This window comes from Achromobacter sp. ACM03 (assembly GCF_014851665.1).
Lineage (GTDB): Bacteria > Pseudomonadota > Gammaproteobacteria > Burkholderiales > Burkholderiaceae_B > Achromobacter > Achromobacter aegrifaciens.
Map to the genome: position 1 here is coordinate 205,902 of NZ_JACVAD010000008.1, position 23,105 is coordinate 229,006.

Annotated in this window: 19 protein-coding genes, 3 tRNA genes and 1 pseudogene; 18 read left to right on the forward strand and 5 right to left on the reverse strand. The window is 64.7% G+C overall.

Annotation, left to right across the window (positions count from 1 at the left end):
- Positions 1-495 precede the first annotated feature (495 nt).
- Genes mnmG through IB257_RS27525 form a run of 6 tightly spaced genes read left to right on the forward strand, consistent with a single transcriptional unit; the run spans position 496 to position 6,699 of the window.
- Positions 496-2,415 (forward strand): tRNA uridine-5-carboxymethylaminomethyl(34) synthesis enzyme MnmG, encoded by a 1,920-nt coding sequence (gene mnmG, locus IB257_RS27500; protein ID WP_054455843.1) that lies wholly within the window; start codon positions 496-498, stop codon positions 2,413-2,415.
- Positions 2,412-3,101, forward strand: a complete 690-nt coding sequence (rsmG, locus tag IB257_RS27505; RefSeq protein ID WP_175181602.1) for a 16S rRNA (guanine(527)-N(7))-methyltransferase RsmG — start codon at positions 2,412-2,414, stop codon at positions 3,099-3,101. The genes mnmG and rsmG overlap by 4 nt, the downstream gene beginning before the upstream one ends.
- On the forward strand, positions 3,098-3,898 hold the full coding sequence (locus tag IB257_RS27510) for a ParA family protein (protein WP_054455845.1): 801 nt from the start codon (positions 3,098-3,100) through the stop codon (positions 3,896-3,898). Before rsmG ends, IB257_RS27510 begins: the two co-directional genes overlap by 4 nt.
- A 9-nt stretch (positions 3,899-3,907) precedes the next feature.
- Positions 3,908-4,732, forward strand: coding sequence for an N-acetyltransferase (locus tag IB257_RS27515; RefSeq protein WP_175160081.1), 825 nt, complete (start codon positions 3,908-3,910; stop codon positions 4,730-4,732).
- A gap of 43 nt (positions 4,733-4,775) precedes the next feature.
- A complete protein-coding gene (locus IB257_RS27520) occupies positions 4,776-5,702 on the forward strand; it encodes a ParB/RepB/Spo0J family partition protein (protein ID WP_054455848.1) in 927 nt (308 codons plus the stop codon).
- Complete coding sequence (locus IB257_RS27525; protein ID WP_192493118.1) at positions 5,695-6,699, forward strand: asparaginase; 1,005 nt, start codon at positions 5,695-5,697, stop codon at positions 6,697-6,699. The genes IB257_RS27520 and IB257_RS27525 overlap by 8 nt, the downstream gene beginning before the upstream one ends.
- Here IB257_RS27525 and IB257_RS27530 read toward each other — a convergent pair.
- A complete protein-coding gene (locus IB257_RS27530; protein WP_054455850.1) occupies positions 6,653-7,585 on the reverse strand; it encodes a LysR substrate-binding domain-containing protein in 933 nt (310 codons plus the stop codon). The genes IB257_RS27525 and IB257_RS27530 overlap by 47 nt on opposite strands.
- A gap of 116 nt (positions 7,586-7,701) precedes the next feature.
- Between IB257_RS27530 and IB257_RS27535 the strand changes: the two genes are divergently transcribed.
- The 4 genes and pseudogenes from IB257_RS27535 (at position 7,702) to IB257_RS27550 (ending at position 12,237) form a co-directional block, all read left to right on the forward strand.
- A complete protein-coding gene (locus IB257_RS27535; RefSeq protein WP_054455852.1) occupies positions 7,702-8,289 on the forward strand; it encodes a cysteine dioxygenase family protein in 588 nt (195 codons plus the stop codon).
- A gap of 2 nt (positions 8,290-8,291) precedes the next feature.
- Positions 8,292-9,437, forward strand: a pseudogene (metC, locus tag IB257_RS27540) (cystathionine beta-lyase); the annotation flags it as partial.
- A 36-nt stretch (positions 9,438-9,473) separates the two neighbouring features.
- The gene (locus tag IB257_RS27545) at positions 9,474-11,072 is read left to right on the forward strand and encodes a rhodanese-like domain-containing protein (protein ID WP_370540132.1); all 1,599 of its coding nucleotides are present in this window, start codon (positions 9,474-9,476) and stop codon (positions 11,070-11,072) included.
- 163 nt (positions 11,073-11,235) lie between these two features.
- Positions 11,236-12,237, forward strand: a complete 1,002-nt coding sequence (locus IB257_RS27550; RefSeq protein WP_192493119.1) for a tripartite tricarboxylate transporter substrate binding protein — start codon at positions 11,236-11,238, stop codon at positions 12,235-12,237.
- 19 nt (positions 12,238-12,256) lie between these two features.
- Here IB257_RS27550 and IB257_RS27555 read toward each other — a convergent pair whose 3' ends face one another.
- From IB257_RS27555 to IB257_RS27570, 4 genes are read right to left on the reverse strand one after another with little or no spacing between them, the layout of a single operon-like run.
- Positions 12,257-13,018: a DeoR/GlpR family DNA-binding transcription regulator gene (locus IB257_RS27555; protein ID WP_054455856.1), complete on the reverse strand. Its 762-nt coding sequence runs from the start codon at positions 13,016-13,018 to the stop codon at positions 12,257-12,259.
- 17 nt (positions 13,019-13,035) lie between these two features.
- A complete protein-coding gene (locus IB257_RS27560; protein ID WP_119449759.1) occupies positions 13,036-14,718 on the reverse strand; it encodes an ABC transporter permease subunit in 1,683 nt (560 codons plus the stop codon).
- Between the two features lie 31 nt (positions 14,719-14,749).
- On the reverse strand, positions 14,750-15,757 hold the full coding sequence (locus tag IB257_RS27565) for an ABC transporter ATP-binding protein (protein WP_119449758.1): 1,008 nt from the start codon (positions 15,755-15,757) through the stop codon (positions 14,750-14,752).
- A gap of 49 nt (positions 15,758-15,806) precedes the next feature.
- Positions 15,807-16,814, reverse strand: coding sequence for an ABC transporter substrate-binding protein (locus IB257_RS27570; RefSeq protein ID WP_119449757.1), 1,008 nt, complete (start codon positions 16,812-16,814; stop codon positions 15,807-15,809).
- Between the two features lie 194 nt (positions 16,815-17,008).
- On the opposite strand from IB257_RS27570, the gene hisN reads away from it, so the two are divergent.
- The 8 genes from hisN to IB257_RS27610 all read left to right on the forward strand — a co-directional run.
- Positions 17,009-17,815 (forward strand): histidinol-phosphatase, encoded by an 807-nt coding sequence (gene hisN, locus IB257_RS27575; protein ID WP_119449756.1) that lies wholly within the window; start codon positions 17,009-17,011, stop codon positions 17,813-17,815.
- Between the two features lie 57 nt (positions 17,816-17,872).
- Positions 17,873-19,258: a glutamine synthetase family protein gene (locus tag IB257_RS27580; protein WP_054455860.1), complete on the forward strand. Its 1,386-nt coding sequence runs from the start codon at positions 17,873-17,875 to the stop codon at positions 19,256-19,258.
- A gap of 31 nt (positions 19,259-19,289) precedes the next feature.
- A complete protein-coding gene (locus IB257_RS27585; RefSeq protein ID WP_192493120.1) occupies positions 19,290-20,678 on the forward strand; it encodes an aldehyde dehydrogenase family protein in 1,389 nt (462 codons plus the stop codon).
- 24 nt (positions 20,679-20,702) lie between these two features.
- Positions 20,703-21,866, forward strand: a complete 1,164-nt coding sequence (locus IB257_RS27590; RefSeq protein ID WP_119449754.1) for an iron-containing alcohol dehydrogenase — start codon at positions 20,703-20,705, stop codon at positions 21,864-21,866.
- 113 nt (positions 21,867-21,979) lie between these two features.
- Positions 21,980-22,066 (forward strand) — tRNA-Tyr (locus tag IB257_RS27595).
- A 147-nt stretch (positions 22,067-22,213) separates the two neighbouring features.
- A tRNA-Gly gene (locus tag IB257_RS27600) sits at positions 22,214-22,287 on the forward strand.
- Positions 22,288-22,297: 10 nt separating this feature from the next.
- Positions 22,298-22,372: transfer RNA gene (locus IB257_RS27605), tRNA-Thr, on the forward strand.
- A gap of 51 nt (positions 22,373-22,423) precedes the next feature.
- Positions 22,424-23,105, forward strand: a 682-nt coding sequence (locus tag IB257_RS27610; RefSeq protein ID WP_192493121.1) for a GTP-binding protein, incomplete at its 3' end; no start/stop codon positions are given.

Here is a 23,105-nt window from a genome sequence, read left to right on the forward strand (position 1 = left end):
GCCACTTTACCAGCCGAACGAGCTCTCCATGCCGCGGTAGGGGGGGATGTTTCACGTGGAACATCCGGGGATTCAGCATATGGGCGAGAGGACGAATCACTCTAGGCAGGAAATAGGGTGTTCATATACGCGGGCGACACCACGGAGATCCGACATGTTTCACGTGGAACATACCTCACTCACCCGTACTCGCATATGGCGAATTGAGGGCAACGGGCGGGTAAGCGCAAGGCAAAGGGGTACTTTGAGGAACGGTAATGCAGCAGTAAGGACGTGACTGGGCCAGATAAGTACGACGTTTCACGTGAAACATGGCGCGGCAAAGCAGTGGCACTTGCCGACATATTCATGCCTTAGAAGTCTGTGAAGCTGTTTTTTGCCGACGGCGCTTTCGGCTTTATCAGGTTCTTGCTGCACCGAAGCATGTTTCACGTGAAACATGCAATCCCTGCCTCTATAATGAGCACCGAACGCTCTCTCTTACCTCCCCCCATCATGGACTATCCCCGCGAATTCGATGTCATCGTCGTCGGTGGCGGCCACGCCGGCACCGAAGCTGCGCTAGCTGCTGCCCGCACCGGCGCCCAGACGCTGCTGCTGACGCATAACATCGAAACCCTAGGTCAAATGTCTTGCAATCCCTCCATTGGCGGGATCGGCAAGGGCCACCTTGTCAAAGAAGTCGACGCCCTGGGCGGCGCGATGGCCTTGGCGACGGATGAGTCCGGGATTCAATTCCGCATCCTTAATGGATCGAAGGGACCAGCAGTCCGCGCTACGCGCGCCCAGGCTGACCGCGTCCTCTATCGCAAGGCCATCCGTGGCCGCTTGGAAAACCAGCCAAACCTCTGGCTCTTCCAACAAGCGGTCGAGGATCTGATGGTGGAGGGCGACCGTGTGGTCGGCGCCGTTACCCAGATCGGTTTGAAGTTTCGCGCCAAGTCCGTGGTGTTGACCGCAGGCACGTTCCTGAACGGCCTGATTCACGTGGGCCTGCAGAACTATTCGGGCGGCCGTGCCGGCGACCCTCCTGCGATCTCCCTGGGGCAACGCCTGAAGGAACTGGCCTTGCCGCAAGGACGTTTGAAGACCGGCACGCCGCCGCGCATCGACGGCCGCTCGATCAACTACAGCATCCTGGAAGAGCAGCCTGGCGATCTGGATCCGATTCCCGTGTTTTCCTACATGGGCAATGTCGCCATGCACCCGCGCCAGCTGCCTTGCTGGATCACGCATACCAACGCCCGTACCCATGACATCATCCGCGGCGGCCTGGACCGCTCGCCGATGTACAGCGGCGTGATCGAGGGGGTGGGGCCGCGTTACTGCCCGTCCATCGAAGACAAGATCCATCGCTTTGCCGACAAAGAGTCGCACCAGGTCTTCCTGGAACCGGAAGGGCTGGATACCCACGAGGTTTATCCGAACGGCGTGTCGACGAGTTTGCCGTTCGATGTGCAGCTGGCGTTGATCCATTCCCTGCCCGGCCTGGAAAACGCGCACATCTTGCGCCCCGGCTACGCTATCGAGTACGACTACTTCGATCCACGTGGATTGAAGAGCACCCTGGAAACCAAGGCGATCACGGGCCTGTACTTTGCCGGACAGATCAACGGCACCACCGGCTACGAAGAAGCGGCCGCCCAAGGGCTACTGGCTGGCGTCAACGCCGCGCTGTTCTCGCTGGAGCGCGAGCAATGGACTCCGCGCCGCGACGAGGCTTATCTGGGCGTGTTGGTGGACGACCTGGTCACGCGTGGCGTGACTGAGCCGTACCGCATGTTTACGTCCCGGGCCGAATACCGGCTTAGCCTGCGCGAAGACAATGCCGACCTGCGTCTGACCGAAATCGGCCGCCGCCTGGGAATCGTGGATGACGCCCGCTGGGATGCCTTCAATCGCAAGCGCGACGCGGTGTCCGCGGAAGTCGAACGTTTGAAATCCTCCTGGGTGAATCCGCGTATACTGCCCGCCGAAGTTGCGGAACCGCTGCTGGGCAAGGCAATTGAACGTGAGTACTCACTTTCAGATCTGCTGAAACGACCCAATGTTTCCTATGAAGCCTTGATGGCTGCCCGCAATGCCGACGGCTCGCTCCTGGCCGGCCCCGGGGTGATGGAAGACGAAGTGCTGGCCGAGCAGGTCGAGATCCAGGTGAAGTACGCCGGCTACATCGACCGCCAGCAGGTTGAAGTCCAGAAGCAGATCGCGCATGAACAACAGGCCATACCTGCCGATGTCGACTACGACGCGGTGACCAGCCTGTCGTTTGAAGTGCGCCAGAAGCTCAAGGCGCATCGCCCGGAAACCATCGGCCAGGCCGCGCGCATTTCCGGCGTCACTCCCGCTGCAATCTCATTGCTGCTGATCCATCTGAAGCGCCTGCATTACGGCTCGCGCAAGCAAGCGGCATGAGCGCGCACGCCGATACGGCCGGCGCGGACATGGCCGGCCGCCTGTCTCGCGCCTGCGAGCAACTGGGGCTGGAGGCCGATGCCGCCACGATGGCCAAGCTGCTGAACTATCTGTCGCAGATGCAGCGCTGGAACCGGACCTATAACCTCACCGCCATCCGCGATCCGCAGCAGATGCTGATCCAGCACCTGTTCGACAGCCTGGCCGCCGTGGGGCCGTTCAGCGAGGCGCTGGGCGCTTCTGGTACGCCGGCCAAGGTCTACGACGTCGGATCGGGCGGCGGCCTGCCAGGCGTCGTTCTGGCGATCATGCGGCCCCACTGGTCGGTGACCTGCGTGGACGCAGTTGAAAAGAAGACGGCCTTCGTGCGGCAGATGAGTGGCGTGCTGGCCTTGCCCAATCTGCAGGCCAGCCACGCGCGCATTGAAACGCTGACTCCGGCCGAGTGCAACATCGTGACGTCGCGCGCCTTCGCTTCCTTGGACGATTTTGCGCAACTCGCAGGTCGCCATGTACGCAACGATGGTACCCTCGTCGCCATGAAGGGCAAGGTCCCCGAGGACGAAATACAGGCGCTGCATGCGCGCGGAGAATGGCAAGTCGATCACATCCAGCCGTTGCGCGTGCCTGAATTGCAGGCCGAACGCTGCCTGATCTGGATGCGCCGTAGTCAAGGAACCCTATGAAGAACATACCCCCCAGCACCTCCGCCCGCGTTTTCTGCATTGCCAACCAGAAGGGCGGTGTGGGCAAGACGACGACCGCCATCAATCTGGCGGCGGGCCTTGCCACGCACAACCAACGTGTGCTGCTGGTGGACCTGGACCCGCAAGGCAATGCCACGATGGGCAGCGGCATCGACAAGAACTCGCTCGAGTCGAACCTGTACCAGGTGCTGATCGGTGAATCCAACATCGAGCAGGCCCGCGTGAAGTCCGAGTCTGGCGGCTACGACGTGCTGCCCGCCAACCGCGAACTGTCCGGCGCCGAGATCGACCTGGTGCAGATGGAACAACGCGAGCGCCAATTGAAGGCCGCGATCGACACGGTCGCCACGCAGTACGACTTCGTGCTGATCGATTGCCCGCCCACGCTGTCGCTGCTTACCTTGAACGGCCTGGCCGCCGCCCATGGCGTCATCATTCCGATGCAGTGCGAGTACTTCGCGCTGGAAGGCCTGTCCGACCTGGTCAATACCATCAAGCGCGTGCACCGGAACATCAACGACGATCTGCGCGTCATTGGATTGTTGCGCGTCATGTTCGATCCGCGCATGACCCTGCAACAGCAAGTCTCCGCGCAACTAGAGGCGCATTTCGGCGACAAGGTTTTCAAGACCGTGGTGCCGCGCAACGTGCGTCTGGCCGAAGCCCCCAGCTACGGCATGCCTGGCGTGGTGTACGACCGCGGCTCGCGCGGTGCGCAGGCCTACATCTCGTTTGGCGCTGAAATGATCGAGCGCGTGAAGAAGGATCTGAAGTAGGCCACAACCATGTCCGCCGTCCCGCTCTTTTCCCAGACCGAAATGCCAGTCCCCGGTACGCCGCGCATCGATGCGCGCGACAGCCTGCGCACGCGTCTGGAAGAGGCAGCGTTGAACGCGACCGCGGTCGGCGCGCAGGTGCTTTTCGATGGCTGGCTGGTGCGGTTCGCGCCCTCGTCGGCCAAGCGCGCGCGCAGTATCAATGTGCTGGGGTTATCCACACGTCCGTTGGACGAGCGGCTGGCGTATTGTTCATCGTTGTATGCGCGCCATGGCTTGCCCATGGTGCTGCGCATTACCTCCATCGGTCCCGATTTTTCCCTCGACGCCGAACTGGAGTCCCGCGGTTATACCTTTACCGACGAGACCCGAGTCATGTGCATGCCGCTCGCTCCCAGGCCCAGCGTCCGGGGCGATCTGCTTTTCAATATTGTCGATACCGGGCGCTTCGCGGCGGCGGTCGGGGCAATGCGCAACTCGGAATCCGCACACATCGCCGAACATCGGACGCGCTTGCAAGGACTGGCTGTGGATATCTCGCCGGTGCTGGCAACGGACGCGGCGGGGCAGTGCGTTGCCGCGGGCCTGGCTGTCCGCGACGGTGACTTGCTGGGCCTGTTCGATATCGTCACGGACCCGGGGCAGCGGCGCAAAGGCTACGCAGCCGCCCTGATTGAACACTTGTTGGCAACAGGCGCCACCGGCGGCGCCACGACAGCCTATTTGCAGGTTGAGCCGGAGAATACCGCCGCGCGCGCCTTGTATGGCCGCTACGGTTTCAAAGACTGTTACGCGTATTGGTACCGCCTGCCCGCCGAGCAGACGGACGCCTGAGCCAGGCTCGGGATACAAAAACAGAAGGAAAGAGGATTTAATTATGGCCACCAAGAAACCCAAGGGATTGGGCCGCGGACTGGACGCCTTGCTCGGCGCCGACGCGCCAGCCATCGAGAACATCGGCAAGGCTGCTGCCGCCGCCAAGCCCGAGGGTCCGCCGTCCACCTTGCCCGTCTCGAAGATGCGCGCCGGCAAGTATCAGCCGCGCACGCGCATGGACGAGGGCGCTTTGGGCGAACTGGCCGAATCGATCCGCACACAAGGCATCATGCAACCCATTCTTGTGCGCGCACTGGGCGAAGCCGCGCCCGGCCACTATGAGATCATCGCCGGCGAACGGCGCTTCCGCGCTGCGCAGATTGCGGGCCTGAAGGAAGTGCCGGTGCTGGTGCGTGAAGTGGCCGACGAGAACGCGGCCGTCATGGCGTTGATTGAAAACATCCAGCGCGAAGACCTGAATCCGCTGGAAGAAGCGCAGGGCGTGCGCCGGCTGCTGGATGAATTCGGCTTGACGCATGAGCAGGCCGCGCAAGCAATCGGCCGTTCGCGTTCGGCCACCAGCAACCTGTTGCGCCTCTTGAACCTGGCGGCGGCCGTGCAGACCATGCTGCTGGCGGGCGACGTGGACATGGGCCATGCCCGCGCGCTGCTCGCCGTTGATGCGGCCACGCAGATCCAGCTGGCCAATCAAATCATCGCGCGCCGCCTGTCGGTGCGTGAAGCCGAAAAGCTGGTCGCCAAGACCGCCAAGGAAACCGAGTCGTCCGCCGCGCCCAAGAAGAAGGCCAACGGCGTGTCGCGCGACCTGACCCGCCTGGAAGAGGCGCTGTCCGACCATCTGGGTACGCGCGTCGCGCTGAAAGTGGGCGCCAAGGAAAAGGGCCAGATCGTCATCGACTTCCATGGCTGGGAACACCTGAATTCCCTGCTCGAGCGCCAGGGCCTGTCCGGGGTAGTGGATGCCTGAGCGCGCGCTGCCTGTCATCGCGGTACTGGCGACGGGCGGCACGATCGCCGGCGCCCAGGCTGACGCGACCTCCGCCGGCTACAAGGCAGGCTCGTTTTCCGTCGGTGACTTGCTGGCCGCCGTGCCGCAACTGGCGAACATCGCCGAGATCCGCGCCGAGCAGGTCGCCAACGTTGGCAGCCAGAACATGACGCACGCCGTGTGGCGCGCGCTGGCGGAGCGCGTGGATGCGCTGAGCCGCGACGCCTCGGTGGCGGGCATCGTCATCACGCATGGCACGGATACGCTGGAAGAAACGGCGTACTTCCTGAGCCTGGTGATACGCCACGACAAGCCCGTAGTGATGGTGGGCGCCATGCGTCCGGCCACCGCGCTGGGCGCCGAAGGCCCGGCCAATCTGTACAACGCGGTGGCGCTGGCGCGCCATCCCGAGGCGCGTGGCCGCGGGCCGCTTGTCGTCATGAACGAAGATGTGCACTACGCCCGCGAGATCCAGAAGATCGCCAGCGCCGGCCTCTGCGCGTTCGCGTCGCCCAATCGCGGCCGCGCCGGAGTCATGCACGGCGGTGTTCCATGCTTCTATTCGCGCAACACCACGACGCATACCACTGAAAGCAAGTTTTCACTCGCATTGCTGGAAAAGGCCCGCTGGCCCCGCGTGGATGTTGTCTATGCCCATGCCAACCTGCAGGGCGATCTGATCGATTTCCTGGCCGATGCCGCCGATGGCATCGTGCTGGCCGGCGTCGGCGACGGCAACGCTACGGATCTGGCCATTGAAAGCCTGAGCCGCGCCGCGGCCAACGGCGTGGCGGTCGTGCGGTCCAGCCGCACGGGCAGCGGGTTCGTGGCGCGCGACGTCGAACTGGATGACGCCCGTCTGGGGTTTGTTGCCGCGCGCGACCTGAACCCCCAGAAAGCCCGCATCCTGCTGATGCTGGGCCTATCCGTCACGCGCGATCCGGCAGCCCTGCAGGATCTGTTCGACCGCTATTGATGCGCGGCGGCTGGGCCGCCGCATCGCCTTGCTGAGCCAGCCCCAGGCTGGTCTTGAGCATGTCGTAGACCTGTCGTGTCAGCGGATTTATCAGGTCAGGCCTTATCCACAGGAAGTACGTCACGTCGGGCAAGGGCGGCAATCCTTCCTTTTCACCCAACACGCGCATTTCCGGCCCCAGCAGCTCCACGCTGCGCGCAGTGACGCCCAAGCCGGCGCGCAGCGCGGCCTTTATCCCCACCAGCGTCGGCGCCACATAGTTGGTGTGCCAGCGCACACGCGCCTGTTCCAGGGCCGTGAGCGCCAGCCGGCGGAAGATGCTGGGCTCGTCGGCAAGCACCAGCGGCACTGGCGCATGCATGTCGTGCACGTAGTCGGCCGAAGCCAGCCACACTGTGGGCGAAGTGCGCAGCGCCACGCCCTCGAAGTCCTGGTCGAAGCGCGTGGATATCGTCAGGTCGAGCTCCCCGGCGCGCAGAGCGTCCATCAGGAAGGGACTGCGATCCGTGCGGATTTCCAGTTTCACGCGCGGCGCCGAGCGCGCGATGTGCGTCAGCAGCGTGGGCAGGATCGAGTCCGCCACGTCCAGCGGCGCGCCCAGCTTCAGGTCGCCTTCCAACGGCCCGTCCTGCAGGGCGCGCAGCGCCTCATCGTTGATGGCCAGCATGTGGCGGGCGTATTCCACCAGACGCCGCCCATGTGACGAAAGCACCTTGTTGCGGCCCTGCTTTTCGAACAAGGGCTGGCCGATAAGGGATTCCAGCCGCTGCATCTGCTGCGTCACGGCGGACTGTGTCTTGTGCAGGCGGTTGGCGGCTTCCGAAAAGGTGTCGTGCCGGGCGATGGCCGTCAGCGTGCGGAGCAGGTCCAGATCCAGGTTGCGCATGGGTGTGTAGAAAGTATTAGCGACGCTAATGGAATCTTAAGGCAATTTAAATTGTTCCACGCCAGCAGGGGGGATACATTCAATGGCATAACTCATGAAAATAGGGAAAACGTAAAGTGAGCAACGCACATCCTCACCAAGCCGGCATCGCTAACGCCATCGGAAATATTAAAAAAACTGTAGGAAATAAGGGGCTGAACCGAGACAGTCTCCAGACCGTACTGGACGAGTTGATCGGCTTGGCCGGCCACACCGACTGGTGGGCAGCCGACCGCTATCCCGCGCCGGAAGACGGCGAACGCCAGGCCCGCTACCTGATCGCCGAGGACGCCGACAAAAGCTACGCGCTTTATCTGAACGTCATGCGTCCCGGCAAGCAGATCGTTCCACACAACCACACGACCTGGGCCTGTATCGCGGCCGTGGAAGGCGTGGAATACAACTACGTCTATGACCGCAGCGACGACGGCTCCGTGCCCGGCGTGGGCCGGCTCGAAAAGACCGGCACCGTGGTGGTTGGCCCCGGCACCGGCATCGCGCTGATGCCGGACGATATCCACGCCGTGGAAATCCAGGGCGACAGCGTCATCCGCCACCTGCACATGTACGGCCGCGCACTGGAAACGCTGACCGAACGCCTGGCGTTCGATCTGCAAGCCGGCACCTGCAAAGTCATGCCGATCGGCGTGCAGACGCGCCGCTGATCATGGACAAGCCCTATCGGTCCGCCACGCGCCTCCTGCGCGCCGGCCGCCCTCATCGCGGCTGGGTCAATACGCCCGTCACGCGCGCCAGCACCTACGTCTTCGACAGTGTGCAGGCCTGGCGCGACACGCGCAGCCGCCGCGACCAGGAACGCCTGCCGTCCTACGGCGCGCGCGGCACCGATAGCACGCACGCGCTCGAAGACGCGTTGGTCGAGCTGGAAGAAGGCTATCGCGCCAAGCTGTATCCCACCGGCCAGGCCGCCATCGCCACCGTGCTGCTGGCTTACTTGCGCGCCGGGGACCATGTACTGATCACGGATGCGGTGTACGAGCCCGTGCGCCGCTTCTGCGCGGAACATCTGGCGCGGCTGGGCATCGCGTATACGTACTACCAACCCGACGGCACGGGCATCGAAGCGCTCATCCGTCCTCAAACCCGCATGATCTACGCGGAGTCGCCGGGCTCCCTGACTTATGAGATGCCAGATCTGCCGGCGTTGGCCGCTTTGGCCCGCGCGCATGATTGCTGGCTGGCTGTGGATAACACCTGGGCCTCCGGATTGCTGCATCAACCCCTGACATTGGGCGCCGACATTTCGATCCTGGCGGCCACCAAGTATCTGGGCGGACATGCCGATGTGATGATGGGCGCGGTGATCTCCAATGCACGGGCCTGGAATGCGCTGGAGCGCGCCACCGTGGATCTGGGGCAGACCGTTGGCGCCGATGACGCCTATCTGGTGCTGCGCGGCATGCGCACGCTGCCTTTGCGCATGGCGCAGCACGCCCGCAGCGCCTTGCGTGTGGCGGACTTTCTGTTGAGCCGTCCGGAAGTGGCGCGTGTCCTGTGTCCGGCCTTGCCCGGCGATCCTTCCCACGCGTTGTGGCAGCGCGATTGCACCGGCGCGAATGGCCTCCTGACGGTGGAGTTCGCCGGCGCGGTCGGCGTCGACGCCGTCGAGCGACTTATCAACAGCCTGCAGCTATTCGGCATCGGCGCATCGTGGGGCGGTTTCGAAAGCCTGGTGATACCCGTGAATCTTGCCGCGGCGCGGTCTTTGCCGGATCCCGAGCCGCGCGGCGCCATGCTGCGCCTGCATGTGGGCCTGGAGGACCCCGACGACCTCATTGCCGACCTGAAACAAGCGCTATCCCGACTTTCTCCGTCTTCGCTGAACACCATGATGCTCCCCACTCAAGACCCGTCCGCCATCGACATCGATCCGCACACGCTCAAGCAATGGCTGCATGATGGCGCTGAAATCGCGCTGCTGGATGTGCGCGAGCATGGCCAGTATGGCGAGGGCCATCTGTTCTACGCCGCGCCCGTGCCCTACAGCCGGCTGGAGGTGGATATCGTGCGCCTGGCGCCGCGGCGCGATGTGCGCATCGCGCTCTACGACAACGGCGGCGCCGATGACACGGCGGCGCGCGCCGCGCAGGCCTTGACAGCGCTTGGGTACTGCAATGTCCATCGCCTGAGCGGCGGCATCGCGCAATGGCAGCGCGACGGCTATGCCGTCTTCGCGGGCGTGAACGTGCCCAGCAAAACCTTCGGCGAACTGGCCGAAGAAGTTTTCCACACCCCGCGTATCGGCGCGCGCGACCTGGCCGAACGCCAGCGCCGCGGCGACGACCTGATCGTGCTGGACGGCAGGCCTTATGCGGAATACCAGAAGATGAGCATCCCGGGCGGCATCTGCTGCCCCAACGGGGAACTGGCGCTGCGCGCCCACGCGCTGGCGAGCAATCCGCAGACCACCATTGTGGTGAACTGCGCCGGCCGCACACGCAGCATCATCGGGGCGCAGACGCTGATCAACCTGGGCGTGCCCAATCCTGTCTACGCGCTGGAGAACGGCACGCAAGGCTGGTACCTCGAGGATCTGCAGCTTGAACACGGCGCGCGCCGCCGCTACGACGATGGCGTTGCACCACAAGACCTGCCCGCGCTGGCACAGCGTTCCGCGCGACTGGCCGAAAGCCATGGCGTGCCTACGGTGAGTGCGCAAGCGGTGCAAGCATGGTTGCGCGACAAGAACCGCAGCACCTTCCTGTGCGATGTGCGCAGCGCCGAAGAGCACGCGCAAGGTTCGCTGCCCGGTGCGCAGCACACGCCTGGCGGCCAGTTGATCCAGGCCACCGACCAGTACCTGGCCGTGCGCGGCGCGCGCATCGTCGTGTTCGATGCCGAAGGCGTGCGCGCGCCGGTGGTCGCCAGCTGGCTGCGGCAGATGGGCTGGGACGCCAGCGTGCTGCGAGAAGGCGTGCAGGCGCATTTGGACAACCCTGTGGAAAAGGCGCTGGCGCCGCACTTGCCCTTGCTGGATGATGCGCAGCTTGCAGCCGCGCGCGCGCAGGGCGCGCAACTGATCGATCTTCGTCCCAGCATGCGCTATCGCGCCGGCCATATTGCAGGCGCGCGCTGGTCCATTCGCCCGCGTCTCGCCAGCCTGCCCCTGGACGCCACGCGTCCGGTAGTGTTGCTGGCCGAGGATGCGGCCCTGGCCGCCTGGGCCGCGCAGGACTTGCGGGCGCTGGGAGTGAACGACATCCGTGCCAACACCGGAGATCCCTCCGGCTGGGCCGCGCAGGGCATCGCACTGGCGTCCACGCCGGCCGAGCCCGCCGACGCCGACTGCATCGACTATCTGTTTTTTGTGCATGACCGCCACGACGGCAACAAGGCCGCCGCGCGCCAGTACCTGGCCTGGGAGACCAATCTGGTCAAGCAGATCGACGAACGCGAACTGGCGGGCTACCGCTTTCCGGCCCGCTGACACCGGAGCCGCCGCGCTCGCCTGATCCGGCCTCGCGGCACAGCAGACGCATCAATCCGAAAAGTACGCCCCGGCCTGCACGGCCGGGGTGCGGACGGTTCATGCCGAACCGGAATGCAAAGGACGGCCGAGTATCCGGCCGCCAATCACAAGGGGAACTCAGATGAAGCACCATGCATCGCACATACGCAAGGCCGCTGCCGCGGCGCTGGCCGGTTTGTTGTGGGGGACGGTCGTCCACGCCGAGGCGCCCGCGCCTCTACCCGACTATCCCAGGCAGGCCATCACGGTCGTGTCGCCGTTTCCTCCGGGGGGCGGTAATGACGGCGTCGCACGCCTGATCGCGCAGGAACTGGGCGCCATCACGGGCCAGAGTGTGGTGGTGGAAAACCGCTCGGGCGCGGGCGGCAACGTCGGCACGGCGCAGGTGGCGCGCGCCAAGCCCGATGGCTATACCCTGGTGATGTCGCAGACCAGCGTCATGGCCGTCAATCCGCGCCTGTACAAGAACGTGGGCTTTGATCCCGTCAAGGACTTCACGCCCATCTCGCAGATCACTTCCGCGCCGCTGGTGCTGGTGGCGCGCAGCGAGGGCCCGTACCGCACGCTGAACGACTATCTGGACGCCGCGCGCAAGCAGCCCGGCGTGGTCACCTATGCGACGCCCGGCAACGGCACCATGAGCCATCTGATGGGCGCGCTGCTGTCGCAGAAGGCCGATGTGAAACTGGTGCATGTGCCGTATCGCGGTGCAGCGCCCGCCATCACCGATCTCATGGGAGGCACGGTGGACATGTTGATAACTTCACCGGCCTCGGCCGAACCCATGGTCGCCGCCGGCAAGCTGCGCATCCTGGCGCTCAGCCACGAGAACAGCATCGGCATCTTCAAGGGGGCGCCCACACTCAAGCAGGCAGGCATGGAGGGCATTACCGCCGATGACTGGTACGGACTGTTCGCGCCCGCCGGCACCCCGCCCGAGCGCATCGCCTACCTGGCGCAAGCAGTGGGGCAGGCGATGAAATCGCCCGCCGTGATCGCCAAGATCAACAGCGGCGGCAGCTGGGCGGTGGGCAGCCAGCCCGCCGCATTCAAGACGCGGCTGCAGGAAGACACCGTGTACTGGGCCGACATGGTGAAAACTGCGGGCGTGTCGCTGGACTGACGCGTGGCCGACGCTTGCGCTACACCGCCAGGATTTTGCCGACGGCGGATTTCAAGGCGGCGTAGGCGGGCGACTTCTGCGCGCTGGTGTTGGTGACCAGGTGGTCGATGCGGTCCGCGCTGCAGTACGACACGCGGCTGCACAAGCCGATCTTGCTGAAGTCGGCCAGCAGCACCAGTTGCTTGGCGCTGGCCGCCATGGCGCGCGCCACCTCGGCCTCGCGCAGGTCGTAGTTGGTGGCGCCGAATTCGGCGTCCACGCCCACCGGCGACAGCAGCGCCAGATCCGCGCGATAGCGGTGGATCTCGGCGATCGTGATGTCGCCAGCCGTGGCGCAGACGGGGCCGCCCACGGAGCCGCCCAGCATGATGAGCTGGTTCGCGCCATTGCCGGCCGCGCCTACCTTCAAGGCCACGTCGAACGAGTTGGTGATGACGGTCAGGCCCGACAGCTTGGCCAGTTCGTCGGCCAGCACGCTGGTGGTGCTGCCGGCGTCCAGGAACAGGGTCTGTCCGCTGGATACCAGCCCCGCGGCCGCGCGCGCGATGGCGCGCTTGTATTTGACGCGCGTATGCACGCGTTCCGCGATGGGCGGCTCGCTGTGCACCGGCACGGCGCCGCCGTGCACCCGGCGTAATTCGCCCATGGCCTCCAGTTCCAGCAGGTCACGCCTGACTGTTTCCCTCGACACCCCTAGTTCGCCGACGATACGGTCGGTCGATACCTGCTGCAATGAAGACAGCAGGGCGCGGATTCTCTGATACCGCTCTTCTTGCCACATGTCCGATGTTTCCTAATCTATGTCCGGCGCCGCGCGGCTGCGGCGATCAGCGCGCGCAATGCCAGCAGGGAGCCCCCCACGACCAGCATGATAAGGGTTGAATAGGCGGCAGCCTGCGAGACGAACCCCGCTTCGTCCAGGCGCAGGACGGAAACGGGCGCCACGCTCACGGATGGCGTGACCAGGAAGATCACCGCTGACAACGTCACCATGGACCGCATGAACAGGAAGAAGAACACGCCGAGCACGGTCGGGCCGATCAGCGGCAGCACCGCGTCGCGCAGTACCCGCAGCGTGCCGCCGCCCAGGCAGCTGACCGCCTCCTCCAGCGCCTGCGGCACGGCGCGCATGCCGGTCATCATCGTCAGGAAACCCTGCGTGTGGTAGTGGTAGAAGTTGCACAAGGCGATCAGCGCGGCGCTGCCATACAGCGCATACAGCGGCGTGCCGGGGGCGTTGAAGGCGAAGATGTACGACAAGCCCAGCACCAGGCCAGGAACTCCCACCGGCAGCACCGAGACCAGGTACACCAGCTTGGCCCACGCGCGTGGAATGCGGCACACCCCGAAGCTCAGGAAGAACAGCAGCAGTACGCCGCCGCCTGCCGCCGCCAGGGAAAGGTACAAGGACGTCCAGAGCGGCGTGTAGCCGCCGCTGACCGTGATGTCGTAATGCTTCAGCGTCCATTCCATGCGATAGGGCCATAGCCGCATGAAGCTGGCGAAGATCACCGTGGCCACGGTCAGGATGATGGTGCCGCTGGCCAGCAGCACGCCGGCGGTGAACGCCGCATCGCGTCCGCGAGCCGGCTGCGGCGTGACCCGCAATCCGCTGGGCGAGGCCGAGCCGAACTGGCGCTGCGAGGCGACGCGTTCGATCTGCACCGAAATCAGCGAGGGCAGCAACAGCAGGATGCCGACCACCGAGCCCATGCCGAAGTTCATCTGCCCGGACACCTGGCTGTAGATCTCCGTGGCCAGCACCCGGTAATTGCCGCCGATCACGGCCGCGTTGCCGAAGTCGGTAATCGTGATGACGAACACCACGAAAGCTGCGCTCAGGAGGCCGAACTTGCAGTTGGGCAGGGTGATGTCGAAGAACTGGCGCGAGCCGGACGCGCCCATGACTTCGGCCGCGTCGTAGTAGCGCGCGTCCATGTTGCGCAGGGCCGCCTGCAGGATCAGCACGGCCTGGGGCAGGGCGTAGAACACGTTGGAGATCAACAGGCCCCAGAAGCCGTAGATATCGATCTCCCAGCCCGTCCAGCGGTGTACCAGCCCGTTGCGGCCCAGCAGGAAAATGAGTCCCAGGCCCTGAACCAGCGAAGGCGCCAGCAGCGGCAGCACCAGCGCCAGCCGCACGGCGGCCTTGCCGCGCATGCAGCTGCGATCCAGGCCATAGGCGATGGCAAAGCCCAGCCCGACGCTCACCACCGTGGTGGCGGTGCTCATGACCAGGCTGTTGAGCGTGGCGGTGAGCACGCCGCGCGTGGCGAAGACCTCGGCATAGTTGCCCAGGCCGACCGAGCCGTCTTTCTCGACCAGGCTGCGCCACGCCACGGTCGCCAGCGGATAGAGGAAGAACAGCGCCAGGCCGGCAAGTGGAATGCCGACGCAGCTCCACAGCAGCACGCGGTCGGCGGACCAGGGGGCGCGGCCGGTTGGCGCCGCGATGGCCGGGCTGGCGTGGGCGGCGCTCAAGCGGCGGCTCCGGTTTGCGTGGCGCGATCCGTCATACGCTGACCCAGGCGCACTGGCCCGGCTCCATGTCCAGCCGTACGGGGGCGCCGCGCGACAGGCCGGCGGCGCCATGTTGCTCCACCAGCAGTTCGCGTCCCTGCCAGGCGATGCGCAGGCGGGTGAGGTTGCCCATGAACGTCATGTCCTGCACACGGCCAGGCCCGCGATCGTCCGCGGCGATGCGCAGGTTCTCGGGCCGCAGGCAGGCCTCGTAGCGCTCGCTGGCGCCCTCGGGCCGCGTCGCCATCAGCTGGGGCATGGCCTCGCGTACCCAGTCGGTGGGCAGCAGATTGCTCAGGCCCACGAAGTTCGCCACGAAACGGGTGCGCGGGCGCAGGTACAGATCTGACGGCGAGCCTACCTGTTCGATGCGGCCGTCGTTCATGCACACGATCTTGTCGGCCAGCGTCAGCGCTTCCTCCTGATCGTGCGTCACCATTACCGTGGGGATCTTCAGGCGCCGCTGCACGTCGTGGATTTCGGCGCGCATGTCGGTGCGTACGCGCGCGTCCAGCGCGGACAGCGGTTCGTCCAGCAGGATCAGCGCCGGATCCACCGCCAGCGCGCGCGCCAGCGCAACGCGCTGCTGCTGGCCGCCGGACAGCTGATGCGGATAGCGTTCGGCATGCTCGGGCAGCTTGATCAGCGCCAGCAGTTCCTTCACGCGCGCGCCGATGCGTTCGCGCGATTCGCCGCGGATGCGCAGGCCGTAACCCACGTTCTGCGCCACCGTCATGTTGGGGAACAGAGAATACGACTGGAACACGATGCCGAAGCCGCGCTTGCGCGCCGGCAGCGCGCTCAGGTCGCGCCCGCCCAGCGTGATGGTGCCGCGGTCAAAGGGCAGCAGGCCCGCCACGATGCGCAGCAAGGTGGTCTTGCCGCAGCCGCTGGGGCCGAGCAGGCAGACGAATTCATGTTCGCCCACGGACAGGTCGATGTCTTGCAGCGCTACCGACGCATCGAACGTCTTGCGGATTCCGCGCAATTCCAGATACATGGCGTCTCCAGGACAGGCGGCAGCCGGCTGTGCGCCGGCCGCGGCACCGTCAACGCTTGATGGTTTCCTGCCAGGTCTTGATGGTGGCGTCCCGTTCCGCGGCGGACTTGGGGAAGTCCACGGGGTACAGCACGGCGGTCAGGTCCTTGGGCAGGCCGGCGGCTTCGGCGGCCTTGTTGGGCGTGGCGCCGGGGATGGTCACCAGTTCCTTGTACTTGCTGTACAGGCCGCCCGCTTGCGCCGATAGCGTCCAATCGAGGAAACGTTTGGCGTCGGTGGGATTCTTGGCCGTTTTCATCAGGCCCGAAGCTTCCAGCTCGTAACCCACCCATTTGGACGGAATCACCATCTTGATGGGAAATCCTTCCTCGATGGATTGCATGGCGGGAAAGGCGAAGGACACGCCGATGGCGTACTCGCCGGCGCGCGCCATCTTGCAGGGGCGCGAGCCCGACGGCGTGTACTGCGCCACGTTCTTGTCCAGGTCCTTGAGCAGCGCCCAGCCTTTCTCCTTGCCCATGCCCTGCAGCAGCGCGACGATCTGCAGATAGCCGGTGCCCGAGGCCGCGGGGCTGGGGATAACTATTTCGCCCTTGTAGACGGGCTTGGTCAGGTCTTCCCAGGAGGTCGGCATGGGCAGGTTCTTGGACTTGAGCCTGTCCGTGTTCACACAGAATGCGGCCACGTAGCCAGTGGCTGCGAACCACTTCTGGTCGGCGCCCTTGTACTGCGCGGGCAGGGCGTCCATGCCTTTGGCCGCGTACGGCTCCAGCAGGTTCTGCAGGCGCGGATCCAGCATGTTGCTGACGGCGAACCCCCAGATCACGTCCTGCTGCGGGTTGGAAGCCTCGGCGATCAGGCGCGCGCCCAGATCGCCGGTGGACAGCCGCAGCACGTTGACCTTCACGTCCGGCATGGCGGCGTTGGCGGCTTTCAGGTAGGCCGCGATTTCGTCTTCTTCGAGGGCGGTGTAGACGGTGATGGCGCCGGCGTGAGCCTGCGTCCAACCTAGGGAAATTACTGCAACCACAAGGCTAAGCTTCTTCATACATTGCATGATGGGACTCCGGTTGGAATACACGGCAACGGTGGCGAGCTACGTAGTTGGACAGCCTTCTGCAACAAATCCGGCAAGTTGCAGTTTTATGTATGTTTGCAAATTTGTGGCAACGTGTCTAGACTGGAAAAACCAGTATTCAAGGGTTTTTTTGGCGTAGGCGCATCCTCCCGCGCCACGCCTGGAGCTCATCGATGCAAACTTCACCGCCGTTATCCGCGCAGCAGCTGGCCGCGTACTCCTCGTTCGCCCAAACGCTGGCGGACCGCGTGCGTCCCTTGTCGCGCAAGTGGTTCCGGCATCCGCTGGACGTGGACACCAAGGCGGACGAAAGCCCGGTCACGCAGGCTGACCGCGAAGTCGAGGCTGCCCTGCGCGAGGCCATCGCCCAGCACTATCCCGAGCACGGCATTTTTGGTGAGGAGTTCGGCGCTTCGCATGCCGAAGCCGAATTCGTGTGGTCGCTGGATCCCATCGACGGCACGCGCGCCTTCATTTCCGGCAACCCGCTGTGGGGCACGCTGCTGGCGCTGCTGCATCGGGGCAAGCCCGTGCTCGGGGTGATCGACATACCCATGCTGGATGAGCGCTGGGTCGGTGCGGCAGGCGCGGCCGCGCAGTTGAATGGCGCCGCCTGTCGCGCCAGCGCTTGCGCCGAACTGCGCCAGGCCATTCTGTACGCCACCTCGCCCGACATCTTTGCCGGCGCGGAACTGGCCGCCTTCGAGGCGCTGACGCAGGCCGCGCGCATGCGCCGCTACGGCGGCGATTGCTACAGCTACGGCCTCCTGGCCAGCGGACACGTCGACCTGGTGGTCGAGTCCGGCCTGCAGCCGTATGACTATCTGGCGCTGATGCCCGTGATCGAAGGGGCGGGCGGCGTCATTACCGATTGGTCGGGGCAGCCGCTCAGTCTCGAATCGCAGGGCCGCGTCGTCGCGGCCGCCACGCCGCAGCTGCATCGCCAGGCGATGCGGGTGCTGGGGGCGGCCATGACCTGAACGCCGCGCCGCCCGCCCGCAGTCCAACGCAACGCTTCAGTCACAAGGTGAAAGAGCATGCATGCACTAGGGGTAGCAACGGTGGAAGACGCGGAGCGGCTGGTGCAAGCCAGCCAGCTCTCGCACATCAAGGTAGGCTTGTCCGACGTCGACGGCGTCATGCTGGGCAAATACCTGCGGCGCGACAAGTTCCTGGGCGCGCTGCGCTCGGGGCTGGCGTTTTGCGACGTGGTGTTCGGCTGGGATCTGGACGACCAGCTGTACGACAACACCAAGTACACGGGTTGGCACACGGCCTATCCCGATGCCAAGCTCAGGATCATCCCCCAAAGCGGCCGCAGGCTGCCGCTGGAGCAGGGACCGGGCGGCGAAGACATGCTGCTGTTCCTGGCGGAATTCGAAGGCGACGCGGGCGCCATCTGTCCGCGGCGCCTGTTGCACCGGACGCTGGACCGGGCCGCCGGCATGGGCTATGACGTCTATGCGGCGCTGGAGTACGAGTTCTTCATGTTCCGCGAAACGCCGCATTCCGTGCGCGCCAAGAACTACCGCAACATGGAGAACTGGACGCCGGGAAATTTCGGCTACTCGGTGCTGCGCAGCACGGTCGAGGGCGACTTCTACCGCAAGCTGCTGGACATGTGCGAACGCATGGACATGCCCATCGAAGGCCTGCACACCGAAACGGGGCCCGGCGTGCTGGAAGCGGCGCTGGCGGTGGACCTGGCCGCGGCCGCGGGCGACAAGGCCTTTCTCTTCAAGACCTTCACCAAGGCGCTGGCGCAGCAGAACGGGCTGATGGCGACCTTCATGGCGAAATGGTCGCATGATCATCCCGGCCAGAGCGGCCACATCCATCTGTCGCTGCGCGATCACAAGACCAACCGCTCCGCCTTCTACGACGAATCCCGGCCGCATGGCATGAGCGCGACGCAAGCCTCCTTCATGGCCGGCGTACAGCGCTACCTGCCGGAATTCATGGCCCTGTATGCGCAGACCATCAACAGCTATTCGCGCCTGGTGCCCGGGTACTGGGCGCCGCTGGATGCCACCTGGGGCATGGAAAACCGTACCACCGCGCTGCGGCTGATTCCAGGCAGCGACAAATCGCAGCGCGTCGAGGTGCGCATCGGATCAGCCGACGCCAATCCTTACCTGGCCTTGTCCGCCGCCCTGGCTTCGGGCCTGTATGGCATCGAACAGGGCCTGGAACCCGAGCCGATGGTGCAGGGCAATGCCTACACGCAGCAGTTTCCAGCGCATCTGCGCCTGCCCACCACGCTGTGGGAATCCGCGCAGCGGCTGCGCGAATCCGAGGCCGCGCGGCATCTGTTCGGCGATGCCTTCGTCGAACACTACGCCGCCACGCGCGAATGGGAAGAACGGCAGTTCCGCCGCCACGTGACCGATTGGGAACTGGCGCGCTACTTCGAAATCATCTGAATCCAAACCACATCGCTTGCGCAGGGCAGACATGACCCAGGAACTCATCACCATCAGTCCCATCGACGGGCGCGAGGTCGTGCGCCGACCCTATGCCAGCGAGGCGCAGATCGCGCAGGCACTCGCTGACGCCCAAGCCGCGCAGGGCGCGTGGCAGGCGCTGGGCGTGCAGGAGCGGGGGCGCATCGTGTCCGCGGCCGTCGACCGCTTCGTTGCCGCCAAGGAAGAGATCGCGCGCGCCATCACCATCCAGATGGGACGGCCATTGCGCTACACGCCGGGCGAAGTGGCAGGCTTCGAGGCGCGCGCCCGTCACATGATCGCCATCGCGGGCGAGGCGCTGGCGCCCATCCAGGTACCGGAGCAAACCGGTTTCACACGCTTCATCAGCCGCGAGCCGATAGGTGTCGCGTTGACCATCGCGCCGTGGAACTACCCCTTATTGACGGCCGTGAACAGCATCGTGCCCGCTCTGATGGCGGGCAATACGGTCATCCTCAAGCATTCCGACCAGACGCCCTTGTGCGCGGAATTTATCGAACGCGCGTTCCGCGAGGTCGGGGCGCCCAAAGGCGTATTCCAGTATCTGCATGCCAACCACGACATCGTGCACCGGCTGCTCCGCGCGCCGGAGATCGGCTACGTGTCGTTCACCGGGTCCGTGCGCGGAGGGCATGCGGTCGAGGAAAGCGCGGCGGGGCGCTTTATCGGCATGGGCCTGGAGCTAGGCGGCAATGATCCGGCCTATGTGCGGGCCGACGCCAAGATCGAACACGCGGTCGAAACCCTGGTGGACGGCGCGTACTTCAATTCGGGCCAGTCCTGCTGCGGCATCCAGCGCATCTACGTGGCGCGCACCAGATACGATGAATTCGTCGATCGCGCCGTTGAGTTGACGCGCGGCTATGTCCTGGGGAATCCGCTGCACGCCGACACTACCTTGGGCCCGGTCGTGCGCGCCAAGGCCGCCACCGAGATCCGGGCCATCATCGACGAAGCGGTTTCGGCGGGCGCCAGGAATATGATTGATAGCTCGCATTTCAAGGAAGCGAGCATAGGCTCGCCTTATGTCGCGCCGGCGTTGCTCACGCAGGTCGATCACCGCATGCGCATCATGAGCGATGAATGCTTCGGGCCGGCCGTCGGAATCATGGCGGTAGACAGCGACGAGGAAGCCATCGGTCTGATGAACGACAGTCCCTATGGCCTGACGGCGGCGGCCTTCACGCAGGACGAGGAAGCGGCCTTGCATATCGGTCGCCAGGTCCGCACGGGAACCTTTTTCATGAACCGCTGCGACTACCTGGATCCCGCGCTGGCCTGGACCGGCGTCAAGAATTCCGGCCGCGGCGTGTCCCTGTCGGTTGTCGGCTACGAACAGCTCACGCAAGCCAAATCCTTCCATCTGCGCAGCGTCTGACACGGCGCCATCAGGAAACCAACCATGACCTTGCCCAGCGTTAATTGGAACTATCCCACGGCCATCAAGGCCGGCCCTGGCCGCATCAAGGAATTGCCGGCGCTGTGCCGCGGGCTGGGCATGGCGCGGCCATTGCTTGTGACGGATCCCGGGCTGGCCGCCTTGCCCATGGTCGCGGGCGCCGTGCAGGGCTGCCGTGACGCCGGCCTGGAGTGCGGCCTGTTCCACGAAATCAAAGGCAACCCCACGGGCCGCAACGTCGACGACGGCGTGCGTGCTTACAAGCAGGGCGGCCACGACGGCGTGATCGCATTCGGCGGAGGTTCTGCGCTGGACGCGGCCAAAGCCATTGCGTTGATGGCGGGCCAGACGCGGCCGCTATGGGATTTCGAGGACATCGGCGACAACTACTTGCGCGTCGACGTGGCCGGCATGGCGCCGGTGGTGGCGGTGCCGACCACTGCGGGCACCGGTTCCGAAGTCGGGCGCGCCTCCGTCATCACCGACGAGGCCGCTGAAGTAAAGCGCATCATCTTCCATGCGCGCATGCTGCCCTCGGTCGTGATCCTGGACCCCGAACTGACGGTAGGCCTGCCGCCAAAGATCACGGCGGCGACGGGCATGGACGCGCTGTCGCACAATCTGGAGGCCTACTGTTCGCCGTTCTTCCATCCCATGGCGGCGGGCATCGCGATCGAAGGCATGCGCCTGGTGAAGGAGTACCTGCCGCAGGCGGTCGCCCATGGCGATGACCTGCAGGCGCGCCTGCAGATGCTGGTGGCGTCCAGCATGGGCGCGACGGCATTCCAGCGCGGGCTGGGCGCCATGCATGCGCTGGCGCACCCGCTGGGCGCGCTGTACGACGCGCATCACGGCATGCTCAACGCCATCCTCATGCCGTATGTGCTGAAAGCCAACGAACACGCGGTGGCGCCGCGGCTGCAGGCCTTGGCGCGCTATCTGGATCTGCCGGATTCCGGCCCTGGCGCGGTGCTGGACTGGGTGTTGCGCCTGCGCGAGACCGTGGGCATTCCGCATACCCTGGCCGAAATCGGCATCGACGAGGCTCAGGCCGAACGAATAGGGCGCATGGCGGCCGAGGATCCTTCGGCCGGCACCAACCCCGTCAACTACACGCCCGAGCAGTATTCCGATCTTTTCCGTGCAGCAATTCGCGGAAACCTGTAAGCTTCGCCCCCTCTGCGCGGAAACGCTGCGGTGGTTGAAGAAGAATTTTGAATATTTCGTCCGAAGCGTTTGACAGCGGATTTGAAAGTGTTCATAATCTCGAATTCTCCTCTGGAGGAGTGCCCGAGTGGTTAAAGGGGGCAGACTGTAAATCTGTTGGCCTTGCGCCTACGTTGGTTCGAATCCAACCTCCTCCACCAGAGACCCATTCCTAAATCCAGGCGCGGTTTGCCTGGATTTACAATGTGAAGCTCAGAAAGCTGAGCAGCCTTCGCAAAGAAGGTTGTAAGGTTTTCCAGGGCTTCGGATTGAAAAGGTTTGGGAAAGAGAAGGTGAAAGGGTATGCCGCGGGTGTAGCTCAATGGTAGAGCAGAAGCCTTCCAAGCTTACGACGAGGGTTCGATTCCCTTCACCCGCTCCAAGATTTATTTGCCCATGTGGCTCAGTGGTAGAGCACTCCCTTGGTAAGGGAGAGGTCGCGCGTTCGATCCGCGCCATGGGCACCACTAATTCCTCTTTTCTTCAGTCAGAAGCGCAATCCAGGTCAGGAGTCAGCCATGGCAAAAGGCAAGTTTGAACGTACCAAGCCGCACGTGAACGTGGGTACGATTGGTCACGTTGACCACGGCAAAACGACGTTGACGGCGGCCATCACGACCGTTCTGTCGAACAAGTTCGGCGGCGAAGCCAAGGGCTACGACCAGATCGATGCGACTCCTGAAGAAAAGGCTCGCGGCATCACGATCAACACGGCTCACGTCGAGTACGAAACGGAAGCGCGTCACTACGCGCACGTTGACTGCCCGGGCCACGCTGACTATGTGAAGAACATGATCACGGGCGCCGCCCAGATGGACGGCGCGATCCTGGTCGTGTCGGCCGCTGACGGCCCGATGCCGCAAACCCGCGAACACATCCTGCTGTCGCGCCAGGTTGGCGTGCCGTACATCATCGTCTTCCTGAACAAGGCTGACATGGTTGACGACGCCGAGCTGCTCGAGCTGGTGGAAATGGAAGTCCGCGAACTGCTGTCGAAGTACGACTTCCCGGGCGACGACACCCCGATCGTGAAGGGTTCGGCCAAGCTGGCGCTGGAAGGCGACAAGGGCGAGCTGGGCGAACAGGCCATCATGGCTCTGGCCGCTGCGCTGGATTCGTACATCCCGACGCCCGAGCGCGCCGTGGACGGCACGTTCCTGATGCCGGTTGAAGACGTGTTCTCGATCTCGGGTCGCGGCA

What these genes read in the sequence shown, in the direction of transcription:
- IB257_RS27545 (WP_370540132.1), top strand. Translation starts at nt 9,474, where the DNA reads ATGATGCTCCCCACTCAAGACCCGTCCGCCATCGACATCGATCCGCAC.
- rsmG (WP_175181602.1), top strand. Translation starts at nt 2,412, where the DNA reads ATGAGCGCGCACGCCGATACGGCCGGCGCGGACATGGCCGGCCGCCTG.
- IB257_RS27555 (WP_054455856.1), bottom strand. Translation starts at nt 13,018, where the DNA reads ATGTGGCAAGAAGAGCGGTATCAGAGAATCCGCGCCCTGCTGTCTTCA.
- IB257_RS27580 (WP_054455860.1), top strand. Translation starts at nt 17,873, where the DNA reads ATGCATGCACTAGGGGTAGCAACGGTGGAAGACGCGGAGCGGCTGGTG.
- hisN (WP_119449756.1), top strand. Translation starts at nt 17,009, where the DNA reads ATGCAAACTTCACCGCCGTTATCCGCGCAGCAGCTGGCCGCGTACTCC.
- IB257_RS27590 (WP_119449754.1), top strand. Translation starts at nt 20,703, where the DNA reads ATGACCTTGCCCAGCGTTAATTGGAACTATCCCACGGCCATCAAGGCC.
- IB257_RS27520 (WP_054455848.1), top strand. Translation starts at nt 4,776, where the DNA reads ATGGCCACCAAGAAACCCAAGGGATTGGGCCGCGGACTGGACGCCTTG.
- IB257_RS27565 (WP_119449758.1), bottom strand. Translation starts at nt 15,757, where the DNA reads ATGTATCTGGAATTGCGCGGAATCCGCAAGACGTTCGATGCGTCGGTA.
- IB257_RS27515 (WP_175160081.1), top strand. Translation starts at nt 3,908, where the DNA reads ATGTCCGCCGTCCCGCTCTTTTCCCAGACCGAAATGCCAGTCCCCGGT.
- IB257_RS27550 (WP_192493119.1), top strand. Translation starts at nt 11,236, where the DNA reads ATGAAGCACCATGCATCGCACATACGCAAGGCCGCTGCCGCGGCGCTG.
- IB257_RS27570 (WP_119449757.1), bottom strand. Translation starts at nt 16,814, where the DNA reads ATGCAATGTATGAAGAAGCTTAGCCTTGTGGTTGCAGTAATTTCCCTA.
- IB257_RS27525 (WP_192493118.1), top strand. Translation starts at nt 5,695, where the DNA reads ATGCCTGAGCGCGCGCTGCCTGTCATCGCGGTACTGGCGACGGGCGGC.
- IB257_RS27510 (WP_054455845.1), top strand. Translation starts at nt 3,098, where the DNA reads ATGAAGAACATACCCCCCAGCACCTCCGCCCGCGTTTTCTGCATTGCC.
- IB257_RS27585 (WP_192493120.1), top strand. Translation starts at nt 19,290, where the DNA reads ATGACCCAGGAACTCATCACCATCAGTCCCATCGACGGGCGCGAGGTC.
- IB257_RS27530 (WP_054455850.1), bottom strand. Translation starts at nt 7,585, where the DNA reads ATGCGCAACCTGGATCTGGACCTGCTCCGCACGCTGACGGCCATCGCC.
- mnmG (WP_054455843.1), top strand. Translation starts at nt 496, where the DNA reads ATGGACTATCCCCGCGAATTCGATGTCATCGTCGTCGGTGGCGGCCAC.